We start from the raw sequence: 13,278 nt of genomic DNA, 5'->3' as shown, positions 1-13,278 counted from the left end.
TCCCTTTCCTTCTTCTTAAACCTGCGGTGGTGAACCTGCCGTGGATAGAGGGGCGTTTTTGGAGCGGGCCAGGGAGGGCGCCGAACTGATCAGAATGCACATTGAGTTAGGGCACACCATCCGCATAGTCTCCCACCGCGACGCGGACGGTATAACGGCAGGAGCAATCCTGGCCAAAGCGGTGGCGCGCGAGGGCGGGACCTTCCAGCTCAGCATCGTCAAACAGGTGAGCGAGGAGCTCATAAAGGAGCTGGCCGCTGAAAAGCACAGGATATACGTCTTCAGCGACCTGGGAAGCGGCTCGATGGGTCTCATCGAGAAGTACCTCGAAGGCGCCACTGTCGTTGTTGCGGACCATCATCCACCCGAGAGGGACGGGTTCTCCACGGATTCCCACGTTCTCGTTAACCCCGTCCCCCTTGGCGCCAACAGCGTCCGCGATCTCAGCGGTTCGGGCGTTGCCTACTTCGTCGCCAGGGAGATGAACGAGAAGAATCGGGATCTGGCCTATATCGCCCTCGTCGGCGCCGTCGGCGACATGCAGGAGATAGACGGCACGTTCCACGGCATGAACCTTGACATCATAGAGGACGGAAAGGAACTCGGCATCCTGGAGGTTCGGAAGGAACTTCGCCTCTTCGGGCGCGAAAGCCGGCCTCTACGCCAGATGCTGGCCTACTCCACCAACCCGGAGATTCCCGAGGTAACTGGCGATGAGCGGAAGGCCATAGAGTGGCTCCGCGCCAGGGGCTTCGACCCGGAGGTGAAGTACTGGCAGCTCCGCGAGGAGGAGAAGCGGAAGCTTCACGATGCACTGGTGATACACCTCATCAAACACGGCGCCCCCAAGGAGGCCATAGACCGGCTCATTGGGGACGTGGTGGTAAGCCCGCTCTACCCGGAGGGCGACCCGAGGCACGAGGCGAGGGAGTTCGCCACGCTCCTCAACGCCACCGGCAGACTGAACGCCGGGACGCTGGGAGTTGCGATATGCCTCGGTGACGGGGATGCCTACAGGCGCGCCAGGAAGATGCTTGACGATTACAAGCGGGAACAGATAGAGGCCAGGAAGTTTATAATCCAGAACTGGAGCATGGCGGACGAGGGAGAGCACGCCTACGTCTTCTACGCAGGCAGGAGCATCAGGGACACTCTCGTCGGCATCGCCGCCAACATAGCGATAAACGCCGGGCTGGTTGACCCCGAGAAGCCGGTCGTAGTGCTGGCCGACAGCGACGAGGACGAGAGCCTCGTGAAGGGATCCGCAAGAACCACGGAGAGGGCCCTTGAGAAGGGCTACCACCTCGGCGATGCACTGCGTGAGGTCGCGGAGAAGCTCGGCGGAGAAGGCGGGGGGCATGCGATAGCCGCTGGAATCCGCTTCCCGAGGGACAGGATCGAGGAGTTCATCAAACTCTTCAACGAGGCCCTTGGAAGGCAGCTCCGGGAGGGAAAATCCAGTGAGGGTTGAGGCCAGGGTGGAGATGGTCTGGCACTACGGCGATCCGAAGAGGGCGGAGGCCATAGCCCGGTCCCTCGAAGTGGACAACGCCAGCATTCCTGGTGGCCTAAAGAAAAGTTTAAATGTGCTGACCCGATGGGAAAATGGGGACGTCATAACAAAGGTTAAATACTCGGGTGAGATTGAAACACTCATCAAAGCGCTGGACGATTTGGTGTTTTCAATCAAAATCGCCGAAGATGTTACCGAAAAGGTGTGAAGTGGAGGTGTTAAGATGGCAAAAGTTAACCCAAGGAAGAAGGCTGCCGCTACCAAGGATAAGTGGAAGAGCAAGGAGTGGTATATAGTTTACGCTCCGGACTTCTTCGGGAGCAAGGAGATAGGCCTTACCCCGGCCGACGAGCCGGAGAAGGTCATAGGAAGGGTCATCGAGACCACCCTCAAGGACCTCACCGGCGACTTCACCAAGGGCCAGGTCAAGCTCTACTTCCAGGTCTACGACGTCAAGGGCCAGAACGCCTACACCAAGTTCAAGGGCCACACCCTCTCGAGGAGCTACATAAGGAGCCTCGTCAGGAGGAGAACCACCCGCGTTGATGGTATCTACAACGTCACCACCAAGGACGGCTACAAGCTCCGCGTCATGGGCATGGTCATCGCCTACAGGCGCATCCAGACCAGCCAGGAGAGGGCCATCAGGGAGATCATCAGGGACATCATCCACAAGAAGGCCGAGGAGCTGAACTACAGGGACTTCGTTCTCGAGGCCGTCAGCGGCAAGATGGCCGCCGAGATGGCCAAGGAAGCCAGGAAGATCTACCCGATCAAGAGGGCCGAGATCAGGAAGATCAAGGTTCTCGCCGAGCCGGAGGCCTGAGGGCCTCTTAATTCTCTATTCTCCGATCTTCTGCTGCTTCCCACATGCTTTTAAATATCCTCGCGAGTGTTTTCCGGGGGTGAGTGTGTGAAGTTTCTCGTGAAGACACAGAGGGGTATGGAGGGCGTTGCGGCCAATTACATCGGGGAGGCGCTCCCTGACGCCGAGGTCTGGATCTCTCCGATGGGCTATTACGGACTCGTCATCGTGGAGACTGGGGACGGGAACGCGGCCGAGGTGATGCTCGGCATCCCCGAGATCGAGAGGGTCATTCCTGTTTTGGTGGAGGTTCCCGCCGAGCTCGAGAGGATCGTCGAAACCGCCGAGAAGGTGGCCCCCCTCATAGCGGAGGACGAGACCTTTGCGGTGAGGACGAAGAGGCGCGGAAAGCACGGGTTCTCAAGCATCGACGTCAACAGGGAGCTTGGAGCAAGGGTGCGCGAGCTCACGGGCGCCGACGTGAACCTCAGCTGGCCGGACAAGGTTGTTCGGGTCGAGATAATCGGCGACAGGGCGTACGTTTCGGTTCTCCCGGGCGAGGAGTTCAGGAAGTTCACTCCGGACAAGAGGGACGCCAGGGAGCTCTTCCGCAAGGTCACCGTTGTCCAGATGCCGTACTGGGGAGGCTACAAGGTCTGCCGCTCCTTTGGAGAGAAGATCGGAAGGGCCGCCCAGGCCTTCGAGGTGAAGGAGCTCATAATAGCCCCGAAGGGAAAGATGGATGCCCTCGAGCTGGCCGAGTTCATCAAAGGTGTCAGGGTTGGTCAGGAGAGCAGGCACAGAATACAGCGTGAGAGTTATCCATGGAAGGTTGAGAAGGTCCCCGTCAGCGTGTGGGACCTTTATCAGGTGGTTCGCGACAAAAGGAGGGACAAAAGGCTCCTCATAATAACTGACCCCAAGGGCCCAACCGTGGCACAGGTTGGAGAGAGGCTTGCGCGCGACATGTTCCATGCGAAGGAGGTCGTGGTGTTCATCGGCTCCCGCGAGGGGATTCCGAGGGGCCTCTTCAGGTTCGCGGATTACGTGATCGACCTTGCCCCGTACATGACATTTGCCACCGAGCACGGCATTCCAGCCGCACTCGTGTCCCTCTGGGAGGTTTATGAGGAATACGCAGGGGAGCGGGAGGCAAAGGGAGAGGCGGTTTCCGATTAACCCATCGAACCTCTCTTTAATTCTTCAGTTATGGAATTGCACGTTATGCAAACGGCGTCAGACCCTAAGGTCGTCCTCACCGCTCAGGAATCCGCCGTAGTCATCATCCGCCGGGGAAATTCTCACTTAGTGGTTTTAAAATCTCATGCTCCCCCGTGAAGGATGTAGAACAGGCCAGCGCCCACGAAGCCGCCCAGGAGTGAGGCCAGGAAATTGGTGGAGTTGTTGTTGGTGATGCCCTCGTTCTCCAGGGTGGCGCCTATGAGGCTGTCCAGGTTAACCCCGATGAAGCCGCCCAGGGTAACCGCGAGGAGCATAAGCCCCTTCTCCTCCGTCAGGGGGAGGGCGAACAGTGCTATCGCCAGCGCTCCGGTAAGGGCAAAGACTTCACCTGCCCAGGACACGGCGCCGTTGGTTCCCGGCCTGGCGGGTTTAAAGTTGGTTATCAGTTTCGGGCTCCTCCCGAAAACCTTCCCAAGCTCGCTGGCAAGGGTGTCCCCGTTTGCGGTTGCAATGGCCGCGAACGTCGCCGCCCAGAAGACATCCATATGGGACAGCCGCTCGAAGACCAGGAAGATGGCGGCAGCGAGCCCGTTTCCAAGGACGTTGCCCCAGCTCCTGACTCCGTTTCTGCTCTGGGCCGCGCCGAGTCTGACCTTCTCCATAAACCGGTACTTGGTTGCAAGAACGCCGATGACAACGAAGGCCACCATGGCCAGGAACGGATAAATCCCGCCGAGTTCTATGACAACAAGCCCCAGCACCGCCGCTGCGATGGCACCCTTTGCGTCGAGGGCCCCGAACCAGTACGAGCCGAGGCCCAGTCCGGCGACCACTGCCAAGTCCACGGCGATTCTTTCGAGCATCGTTGCCACCTTGGGAAGAAGTGCTGCGGTGCGTTTATTATTCTTTCTCTCGGCGGTTGACGAAGGAAGTAAGGGAAATCAAAGAACCTCGAACTTGACGGTCTCTGTGACGAATGTTATATCCAGAGTATCGATTCCGGGTATCTTCCTGGAGACCTCTGAGATGATCTTTTCGAGCTCCTTCATGTCCTTTGGCCCGACTATGTGTATGACCAGGCTGTGGGAGCCGATGGCGCGCTGGATGATCTTGATGTTCTCGTCCTCAACCAGGGTGGGGATTATCTCGTCGATGTTGACCGATGGCTTGACGGTTATTCCGAGGATCACGTGGACGTAGCCGAGGGCGTCGTAGTCGGGTATAACGGTGTACTTCTTTATGACGCCGTTCCTCTCGAGACGGTCCATCCTCCTGGATATTCTCTGTCTGGTGGTACCAAGAATCTCGGCGAGTTCCTTGTAAGTAAGGCGGGCGTTCTTTGAGAGGAGCTTTAAAATGCGGATGTCTATTCCGTTTATTTTATCCGCCATCCCTTCACCTCCAGGTGCTTTTATCCTAGTTGACCATTCGATTATAAAAATGTTTCTATAAGTTGGATTATTTCTAACCCTTCGGTCACTCCACGGAGGCAGTATACGCGTAAAACTTGGTTATACAGTGAAACCAGTTGTTACAGTGAAATATCTTTATTTTTCTGAGTCTTCATCGGATTCTTTCCATCTGTTTCCATCGCGGACCAGGTACTTTTTCACACTTTTCTCCAGCGCGGTCAGGAGGTCGACACCGTAGTAGTTCGCGATGCAGGCGAGTGCGAAGACCACGTCGCCAATTTCCTCCTCCAGACGTTCCTTCTCCCCCGTGCCTTTTACACCCTCGACCTTCAGAAGCTCGTCAGCCAGCTCGCCGACCTCCTCCACCAGCGCCGCGAGCATCTCGAAGGGGCTCCAGTAGCCGCCGAACTCCCTGACGAGCCTGTCAACTTTTTCCTGGTGCTCGTTCACGGTCACACCAGCCCCTCACGAACCTTTGTGAGATACTCCTCGAGCACATCTTTGTTGGTTCTGTAGAAGTGCATCTTGCCCTCCTTGCGCTCGTCGATCAGGTTCAGGGCCTTTAGGGTACGGAGGTGGTGGCTGATCAGGGTCTGGTCCTGCTCGAGTATCTTGGATATCAGGCACACGCACATCCAGTTATCCTTCAGAAGCTTGAGTATCCTGAACCGCAGGGGATTGGATATCGCCTTGAGGAACCCCATCGTTTCGTCATCGACGTGGATGTCCACTTCCCTGTCGAGGTCGGGTATGTTGCATGTCTCAAAACACTGCATCACTGTCCTCTTCTGTTTCTCGTCCAGCCTGTCCAGAACGTCACGCACCTTCATGTCCAACACCAAAACTCTTAGTGCGGCCCACCTTTTTAAGAATTTTCACATGAACGAGCGTCGATCCCTTGCGCTGTGCGCTCAGTCCACTATCTCCATCCTGATGCGCTCGCCGCTGCTCAGGTACGCTCTGACAGCGTCTTCCGTAAAGGGATACGCTATTATCAGGTGAACGCCTCCAAACTTCGAGAAGAAGTGGAGGTCCGCCTGGGAGGGCCTGGCGCTCGGCCCCGGATGTGAGTGGACGGTTCCCTTTATGCTCCCGTCGTAGGGCAGCATCCATGTGTCGAAGAAAGCCGAGCTCGTGCCGAAGTGCGGGTTGGGGGCTATGAGAACCTCCTCGAAGACCCCGTCCTTCTCCCTCAGGAAACCGGCGAACTCGTTTGGGTAGAACTCGCGCGCCAGCTCCAGCAGGTATTCGAGCAGCTCTCTCCTTATTCTCACGACGTCCATGCTTTCACCTTCCCGGTCTGTGAAAATAGGAAAAGACTCAGAGGACGGCGATGGCCTCCACTTCAACCGCCACGCCCTTGGGCAGGTTTGAGACCTCAACAACCGCCCTGGCAGGCTTGGAGTTGGAGAAGTAGCGGTTGTAGACCTCGTTGAATCTGGCATAGTCACCCATGTTCCTGATGTAAACCGTGACCTTCACCACGTTCTCGGCGCTTCCCCCCGCGGCCTCGACCACCGCCAGAAGATTCTCAATCGCCGTCCTGGCCTGCTCCTCTATGCCCCCCTCCACAAGTTCCCCGGTTTCGGGGTTTATCGGTATCTGCCCGGAGACGAAGAGGAGCCTTCCCTCGGCGATTATCCCCTGGCTGTACGGCCCTATCGGCTTCGGGGCCCTTTCAGTAAAGACGGTTTCCTTTTTCATGTTTTCACCCCCAACGGAGAATCAGCGAAGCGAAGACTCCTCATTGCGGCTGGGGCACCGCTCGGGTGTCCTCGGCTTCATCACGGGATTTCCAATCACTTCTTCTCCAGGTACTTCTCAAGGCTCTTGGCCGGGACATCGAGGGGCAGGCCTATCTTCTCCAGGGCCGTCCTCAGGGCGTAAACACGGGCATGCTCAACGAACGGCCTGGGGGCGTAGTTCTCGGCAGGGAAGTGCAGGTACTTCTCAACGACCGCAGGAATCTCCGCCTTCTTAACCTTCTTGAACTCGCCGAACCATGCGTCTATTCCCTCCACGTCGATGCCGGCGTAGACGGGGAGCTTCAGGGTTATGCTCTCGTTTATGCCCGCGAGGAGCCTTGCGACGTCCGCCATCGGCGTCTTGTCGTCGATTATGAGCCTCCGGACGGCCCTCCACTTGCCGTGCTCCGCGCTGAGGTGGAACGCCGTAAAGTTGACGTGGTCCTCGTTGTACGGGAAGACTATCCTGACCTCGCTCAGCGGCCCCTCTGGGTAGTCCACGGGGGCTTTCTTGGAGAGAACCTCCCTGACGAGGAGCGCCTTGGCGACATCAACGAGGTGCTTCCTGAGCTTCTTGTCGTCCTCGAAGACGAGCTGGCCCAGCTTCCTCGCGGTTCCCGGGGATTTAAGAGCTACGACAGCATCGCTCAGGTTCTTCTGCGCCAGCTCCTCGGCGAGGCTCGATATTCCCGCGACGTTCATAACCTCCGTGAGGTACTCAGGTATCTTCGCGTTGACCGTGTTGGCGATGCTCGCTATGAAGTGAGCCACCTTCTCGTCGTCCATATCGAGGAGCCTGTCCGCCACCTTCCAGTTCCCGTGATGCGCCGTAAACACTATCTGATCCTCTACCCTCATCGCTTTCACCATTCATTATGGATTCTATGCACTATTTTAGCTTTTTCTCAGGTGCCTCAAAAAAGTTATAAATCGCCCCGAGCATTCGGAGTTGAGAGAACGAAAGAGGGAAGAAAAATGGGGGACAAAGAAAAGATTGAAGAGGCCCTGGCCCCCAGGGAGTACGGCGAGAGCCTGGAGCTGGGCGTGGATTTCAGCACCACCGAGGAGATCAGGGTTCCGGAGAAGCTCATAGACCAGGTTATCGGCCAGGAACATGCCGTCGAGGTCATCAGAACTGCGGCGAACCAGAAGAGGCACGTCCTTTTAATCGGGGAACCTGGAACCGGCAAGTCCATGCTCGGTCAGGCCATGGCGGAGCTTCTCCCGACGGAGAACCTCGAAGACATACTGGTCTTCCCGAACCCAGAAGACGAGAACATGCCCAAGATAAAGACCGTTCCCGCCTGCCAGGGAAGAAGGATAGTCGAGAAGTACCGGGAGAAGGCCAAGGGCCAGGAGAATATAAAGTCCTACATCCTCCTGTTCGTTATGTTCACCGTCATGCTCGCCCTTTTCATAGACTTCAGCGCGACGACGCTCTTGATGGGTCTCTTTGTCGTTATACTCACCATAATGGCGCTCTCCAACATGCGCCTCAAGGGCTCCGTTCTCGTCCCGAAGCTTCTCGTGGACAACTGCGGCAGAACCAAGGCGCCGTTCATAGACGCAACCGGCGCGCACGCGGGCGCGCTCCTCGGCGACGTCAGGCACGACCCGTTCCAGAGCGGCGGCCTCGGAACGCCCGCCCACGAGAGGGTTGAGCCGGGAATGATACACCGCGCCCACAAGGGAGTCCTGTTCATAGATGAGGTGGCGACCCTGAGCCTCAAGATGCAGCAGAGCCTCCTCACTGCCATGCAGGAGAAGAAGTTCCCGATAACCGGCCAGAGCGAGATGTCGAGCGGTGCCATGGTCAGGACCGAGCCGGTACCGTGTGACTTCGTCCTCGTTGCGGCAGGAAACCTCGACACCGTTGACAAGATGCACCCCGCCCTGCGCTCCCGTATACGGGGCTACGGTTACGAGGTCTACATGCGCACGACGATGCCGGACACCCTGGAGAACAGAAAGAAGCTCGTTCAGTTCGTCGCGCAGGAGGTAATCCGTGACGGAAAGATACCCCACTTCACCAGGGAGGCCGTCGAGGAGGTAGTCAGGGAGGCCCAGAAGCGGGCAGGCAGAAAGGGTCACCTTACCCTCCGTCTCCGTGACCTCGGCGGTATCGTCAGGGCCGCGGGGGACATAGCCGTCAAGAAGGGCAGGAAGTACGTCGAGAGGGAGGACGTGATAGAGGCCGTCAGAATGGCAAAGCCGCTCGAGAAGCAGCTCGCCGACTGGTACATCGAGAGGAAGAAGGAGTACCAGGTTATCAAGGCGGACGGCAAGGGAATCGGCCGCGTGAACGGTCTCGCCGTCATAGGCGAGCAGAGCGGTATAGTCCTGCCGATAGAGGCGGTCGTCGCCCCCGCCGCCAGCAAGGAGGAGGGCAAGATTATAGTCACCGGAAAGCTGGGTGAGATAGCTAAGGAAGCAGTTCAGAACGTCTCGGCGATAATCAAGCGCTACAAGGGCGAGGACATAAGCCGCTACGATATACACGTCCAGTTCCTCCAGACCTACGAGGGTGTCGAGGGCGACTCGGCGAGCATAAGCGTGGCCACCGCGGTTATATCCGCGCTGGAGGAGATACCGATAAGGCAGGACGTTGCCATGACCGGTTCACTCAGTGTCCTCGGCGAGGTGCTCCCGATAGGAGGCGCCACGCCGAAGATAGAGGCCGCAATCGAGGCCGGCATAAAGACGGTCATAATCCCCAGGGCCAACGAGAAGGACGTCTTCCTCAGCAGGGACAAGGCGGAGAAGATACAGATATTCCCGGTCGATACCATCGACCAGGTCCTTGAGATAGCCCTGGTTGATACCGAACGGAAGGAAGAGCTTCTCAGGCGCATAAGGGAGGCGCTTCCGCTTTCCCTTTGAGCTTTTCCCTTCCATTCTTAGTCGCTCGTAAATTCCTCTGATAACCGTGTTTTGATTTGTGGTTCCCATTCATGTCCGGAAATGCTTAAAAAACGTCCCATCCACGTTACCCACGGAGGTGAGCTAATGCTCAAAGTTGAGAACCTTCAAGTCTCGGTGGAGGGCAGGGCCATACTCAAAGGCCTTACCCTCGAAGTGAATCCAGGTGAGTTTCACGTTGTCATGGGACCGAACGGCTCTGGGAAATCAACGCTGGCCCTCACAATAGCCGGTCATCCCAGGTACTCCGTGGAGGGCGGAAGGATACTCTTCGACGGGGAGGATATAACCGGCTTTGGCCCCGACGAGCGGGCCAGGAGGGGGATAATGCTGGCCTTCCAGCACCCCCACGAGGTTGAGGGCGTTAGGATCATCGAGTTCCTCCAGCAGGTTCTGGTTGAGACGAAGGGCGTTGATCCCGTAGAGGCCTACGACAGGATAGTCAAAAAGGCGGAGGAGCTGTGGTTCCGGGAGGAGGACCTTCACCGCTACGTTAACGTTGGCTTCTCTGGAGGCGAGAGGAAGCGACTTGAGCTCCTCCAGGCGCTCCTCATAGAGCCGAAGCTCCTCATCCTGGATGAACCTGACAGCGGCGTCGACGTTGACTCCCTGAGCGTCATCAGCAGGAAGATAGAGGAGCTACACCAGCGCGGCACGGCCGTGCTCCTCATCACACACTACGGCAGGATACTCGGACACCTCGATCGGGAGAAGCTCAGGGTCCACGTAATGAAGGACGGCAGGATAGTGAAGACCGGAAGCGGCGAACTGGTGGAGAGGATAGAGAGCGAGGGCTTCGGCAGGATATTCGAGGAGGTGGGAGAATGAGCCCCCATCCCGACTCCGTGACCATTCAGGAGGCCAAGGAGATCATAGCACAGGAGATAGAGAACCTCGCCAGGAGGAACAAAGAGCCGGAGTGGATGACGAGGATAAGGTACAGGGCTCTGGAGGCATTCGAGAGGGCCCCGCACAGGGACCCCATAATCAGCGAGGAGGAGCTGCTTAAGTTCATCGCCAAGCCGGAGATAGCGGGAGTTCCCGAGAACATCGAGAGTCTCGATGACCTGCCCCCGGAGATGAAGGCCCTCCTCGACAGACTGGGCATAAGTGAAGTTGAGCAGAAGTACATAGCCGGTCTGGCCGTTCAGACGGACACGGGTGTAATCTACAACGAGTTCCTCAGGGAGTGGGAGAAGAAGGGTCTTATCGTTCTGCCGATGGAGGATGCCGTCAGGAGGTACCCGGACGTTGTTAAGAGGCACTTCCTCCAGATGTTTCGGGCTGACGAGAGCAAGCTTGCCGCCTATCACACCGCGGTGTGGAACGGTGGGATATTCCTCTACCTCAAGGAGGGACTCAAGGTCCCGTTCCCGCTGCACCTGTTCTTCCTCATTCAGGAGAGCGCACTGGCCCAGGCGCCGCACATAATCATAATCGCCGAGAAGAACACGGAGTTCCATCTCATCGAGGGCTGTACCGCGCCGATTCTGCTCAAGCACTCCCTCCACCTCGACATGACAGAGGCATACATCGGCGACGGCGCCAGGGCCCAGCTGACCGTCCTCCAGAACTGGCCGGAGTACGTTCACACGAGGCCAATGACCAGGGCGAGAATCGGCAAAGGAGCGCGCTTCATCAACACCACCGTCGGCCTCGGAACGGGCAGGAGCAACATAGCCAACCCCAAGTACTGGGTGGACGAGAACGGCTACGTGGAGTTGAACGGCATAATCCTCGGCCAGAATGACTGGTACGTTGATCTTGGCGGCGAGATGTACCTTCGGGGCAGGGGCGCCGCGGGAATAAACGCCAGTAAGGCCGTCATAATGGACGAGAGCACGGTGATAACGAGGGGCGTCATAAAGGCGGAGGCACCAAGGACCAGGGGACACATAAGCTGCGACGCACTGCTGATGAGCGACAGTGCCACGATGGAGACATACCCCGGCCTTGTGAGCAGGGTCGATGATGCAGAGCTCAGCCACGAAGCGGCCATAGGCAAGATACGGGAGGAGGAGCTGTTCTACCTCATGAGCCGTGGCCTGAGCGAGGAGAAGGCGACCCAGCTTATAGTCAAGGGCTTCCTTGAACCCATGCTGAAGGACATCCCGATGGAGTTCCTCGTGGAGATAAGGAAGATAATAGAGCTGGCGGTCAGCGGTGGCATGTGATTGAAAATTTTTCTTTTATTTTCTTGTTCTCCAGATTTCTCCCGGTTTTTCATTAGGAAAACCTAACTAAAGGTTTTAACGGTTCGGGAGTTTACCTTTAGGGTGATAGCATGGACCCGATGGCAAAGGCTTTCGAAGAGGCTAAGAGAAATCCCAAACTGAGAAAGAAACTCAAGATAAAGGCTGCATTCTCGCTGATACTCTTCGTGGGCTTTCTGGGAGTCATCTTCATAACGATTGGAACGCTGATCTCCAGTAAAAACGGCAGCTTCCTTGGAATGACACAGCTCGACTTCCTCAAGCTCCGCGCCCGCTACGGCATCGTAATGATGTTCCTCATAATAATCCACCTGCTGATGAACAGAGGTATAATGAAGAAGGAGCTGGAGATGCTATTTGGTTGATTCTCGGCGGTTCTTCGATTCAATTTTTATTTAATTCTATGATTCAGTTTCTGCAAGTTTTTCAACGAGTTCGACCACTTTGGGAAGGGCCTTCTCGACTTCCTCGCTGAGCTCCATTCCGAGGTCTATCTCCTTCGCGACGACGCCGATAAAGTGGATATCGGCTTTGGCAAGGCGCTCGTCCATAGCCATAAGGAGCTTAAGGCCGTCTATCGCTCCCATAAAGTGGGCGCTCCTTATCTCGGCCTTCAGCTTATCGAAGACTTCCTCGCCCCTCAGGTGGATTATCTCGCCCGGCCGGAACTTTTCGCTCAGGATTGCATCGATGATTATCAACCGCTCCTCGCCTTTGTAGTGGGCGGAGAGCATGAATATGTCCGTGCCGACATCGAGGACGTTGTAGCCCTTTTCCGAGAGTATTCTGCCGGCCTTCAGTCCTATTCCATCGTCCTTCATCAGTTCGTTGCCGAGTGCAAGGATGAGGGTTCTCATGGAATCACCCCGTTATAAGTTCAACACCTTCCGCCTTCGCGGGGCCAGGAAAGTCGTCATCGAGAGTTGCCAGTGCAAAACCGTGCTCGATGCAGGTTGCAAGAATCAGTGCATCGTTAGGGAGCATGGCGTACTTTTGGATGAGGTTTTTGGCTATTTGAGACGTCCTCCCGCCGAGTTCGACAAAGGCATACTCTTGAAGGGATTCAAAAATCAGATCCAGTTCTGAAGGCAGTCTTTCAGGTTTTCCCTTTATACTCCTCGGGGATACACCAGAATAGAAGCCGATCAGGAGGTAGACAACCTCACTGAAGACTATTGGATTCACAAAGAGGGTGTCACCCGAATCTATGAGACCCAAAAGGATTTTCCTGGCTTTAGGGTTCCCCTTGAAGTGCTCAATAAGAATCGAGGTATCTAGCAAGACGTTCCTCATGCATCTCCCTCTTCATCTCTTTCCATGTTTTGTCTGTCTTGAGTATCCCAAAGAGCTTCTCCATGTTTTTCCGTAGTTTTTCGCGGTTTCTGAGGTATTTGGCCATCTCCTCAACTTCTTTTTTGAAGCTCTCCTCATAACCCTCGGGAACGTTCACCCGGATGACTATCTCTCCCATTTTCCTCCCCAGTCTTTG

The 13,278-nt window shown here is 56.5% G+C and carries 18 protein-coding genes; 8 read left to right on the top strand and 10 right to left on the bottom strand.

The genetic code is table 11. The features are described from left to right. Positions 1–40: 40 nt before the first annotated feature. The 4 genes from E3E42_RS04250 to E3E42_RS04235 all read left to right on the top strand — a co-directional run bounded on the left by E3E42_RS04250 (position 41) and on the right by E3E42_RS04235 (position 3,497). Positions 41–1,471, top strand: coding sequence for a DHH family phosphoesterase (locus E3E42_RS04250; RefSeq protein WP_167902886.1), 1,431 nt, complete (start codon positions 41–43; stop codon positions 1,469–1,471). Next, on the top strand, positions 1,461–1,721 hold the full coding sequence (locus tag E3E42_RS04245) for a KEOPS complex subunit Pcc1 (protein ID WP_167902885.1): 261 nt from the start codon (positions 1,461–1,463) through the stop codon (positions 1,719–1,721). Before E3E42_RS04250 ends, E3E42_RS04245 begins: the two co-directional genes overlap by 11 nt. 15 nt (positions 1,722–1,736) lie before the next feature. After that, the gene (locus tag E3E42_RS04240) at positions 1,737–2,339 is read left to right on the top strand and encodes a 30S ribosomal protein S3ae (RefSeq protein ID WP_167902884.1); all 603 of its coding nucleotides are present in this window, start codon (positions 1,737–1,739) and stop codon (positions 2,337–2,339) included. A gap of 87 nt (positions 2,340–2,426) precedes the next feature. Then, a complete protein-coding gene (locus E3E42_RS04235; RefSeq protein WP_167902883.1) occupies positions 2,427–3,497 on the top strand; it encodes an SPOUT family RNA methylase in 1,071 nt (356 codons plus the stop codon). Between the two features lie 143 nt (positions 3,498–3,640). Here the strand turns inward: E3E42_RS04235 and E3E42_RS04230 are convergent, their stop codons facing one another. The 7 genes from E3E42_RS04230 to E3E42_RS04200 all read right to left on the bottom strand — a co-directional run bounded on the left by E3E42_RS04230 (position 3,641) and on the right by E3E42_RS04200 (position 7,515). Next, a complete protein-coding gene (locus E3E42_RS04230; protein WP_167902882.1) occupies positions 3,641–4,363 on the bottom strand; it encodes a DUF92 domain-containing protein in 723 nt (240 codons plus the stop codon). A gap of 78 nt (positions 4,364–4,441) precedes the next feature. Further along, positions 4,442–4,891, bottom strand: coding sequence for an Lrp/AsnC family transcriptional regulator (locus E3E42_RS04225; protein WP_058939531.1), 450 nt, complete (start codon positions 4,889–4,891; stop codon positions 4,442–4,444). A 156-nt stretch (positions 4,892–5,047) separates the two neighbouring features. Then, on the bottom strand, positions 5,048–5,362 hold the full coding sequence (locus E3E42_RS04220) for a MazG nucleotide pyrophosphohydrolase domain-containing protein (RefSeq protein WP_167903171.1): 315 nt from the start codon (positions 5,360–5,362) through the stop codon (positions 5,048–5,050). A gap of 2 nt (positions 5,363–5,364) precedes the next feature. Next, positions 5,365–5,742, bottom strand: coding sequence for a helix-turn-helix transcriptional regulator (locus E3E42_RS04215; protein WP_167903170.1), 378 nt, complete (start codon positions 5,740–5,742; stop codon positions 5,365–5,367). An 81-nt stretch (positions 5,743–5,823) separates the two neighbouring features. Then, positions 5,824–6,195 (bottom strand): Mov34/MPN/PAD-1 family protein, encoded by a 372-nt coding sequence (locus tag E3E42_RS04210; protein WP_167902881.1) that lies wholly within the window; start codon positions 6,193–6,195, stop codon positions 5,824–5,826. A gap of 37 nt (positions 6,196–6,232) precedes the next feature. Continuing rightward, a complete protein-coding gene (locus tag E3E42_RS04205; protein ID WP_167902880.1) occupies positions 6,233–6,616 on the bottom strand; it encodes a RidA family protein in 384 nt (127 codons plus the stop codon). Between the two features lie 95 nt (positions 6,617–6,711). Continuing rightward, entirely contained in the window at positions 6,712–7,515 is an 804-nt protein-coding gene (locus tag E3E42_RS04200) for a DUF2666 family protein (protein WP_167903169.1), read from the bottom strand. Between the two features lie 117 nt (positions 7,516–7,632). Here E3E42_RS04200 and lonB point away from each other — a divergent pair, with 117 nt between their 5' ends. The 4 genes from lonB to E3E42_RS04180 all read left to right on the top strand — a co-directional run bounded on the left by lonB (position 7,633) and on the right by E3E42_RS04180 (position 12,154). After that, positions 7,633–9,537 (top strand): ATP-dependent protease LonB, encoded by a 1,905-nt coding sequence (gene lonB / locus E3E42_RS04195; RefSeq protein ID WP_167902879.1) that lies wholly within the window; start codon positions 7,633–7,635, stop codon positions 9,535–9,537. Positions 9,538–9,663: 126 nt separating this feature from the next. Beyond that, entirely contained in the window at positions 9,664–10,404 is a 741-nt protein-coding gene (sufC, locus tag E3E42_RS04190) for a Fe-S cluster assembly ATPase SufC (RefSeq protein ID WP_167902877.1), read from the top strand. Further along, the gene (locus tag E3E42_RS04185) at positions 10,401–11,750 is read left to right on the top strand and encodes a SufD family Fe-S cluster assembly protein (protein WP_167902875.1); all 1,350 of its coding nucleotides are present in this window, start codon (positions 10,401–10,403) and stop codon (positions 11,748–11,750) included. Before sufC ends, E3E42_RS04185 begins: the two co-directional genes overlap by 4 nt. 110 nt (positions 11,751–11,860) lie before the next feature. Next, positions 11,861–12,154, top strand: coding sequence for a hypothetical protein (locus tag E3E42_RS04180; RefSeq protein WP_167902873.1), 294 nt, complete (start codon positions 11,861–11,863; stop codon positions 12,152–12,154). 36 nt (positions 12,155–12,190) lie between these two features. Here E3E42_RS04180 and E3E42_RS04175 read toward each other — a convergent pair whose 3' ends face one another. The 3 genes from E3E42_RS04175 to E3E42_RS04165 are packed head-to-tail and all read right to left on the bottom strand — an operon-like array spanning position 12,191 to position 13,260. Further along, complete coding sequence (locus E3E42_RS04175) at positions 12,191–12,646, bottom strand: hydrogenase maturation protease (protein WP_167902871.1); 456 nt, start codon at positions 12,644–12,646, stop codon at positions 12,191–12,193. 4 nt (positions 12,647–12,650) lie between these two features. Then, entirely contained in the window at positions 12,651–13,082 is a 432-nt protein-coding gene (locus E3E42_RS04170) for a type II toxin-antitoxin system VapC family toxin (protein ID WP_167902869.1), read from the bottom strand. Beyond that, complete coding sequence (locus E3E42_RS04165; RefSeq protein ID WP_014788001.1) at positions 13,045–13,260, bottom strand: hypothetical protein; 216 nt, start codon at positions 13,258–13,260, stop codon at positions 13,045–13,047. The genes E3E42_RS04170 and E3E42_RS04165 overlap by 38 nt, the downstream gene beginning before the upstream one ends. Between the last annotated feature and the right edge of the window lie 18 nt (positions 13,261–13,278).

Source organism: Thermococcus sp. JdF3, from assembly GCF_012027495.1.
Taxonomy (GTDB): Archaea; Methanobacteriota_B; Thermococci; order Thermococcales; family Thermococcaceae; genus Thermococcus.
The sequence above is the reverse complement of the archived record's forward strand: the minus strand, read 5'-3'. Positions and strand labels throughout refer to the sequence as shown.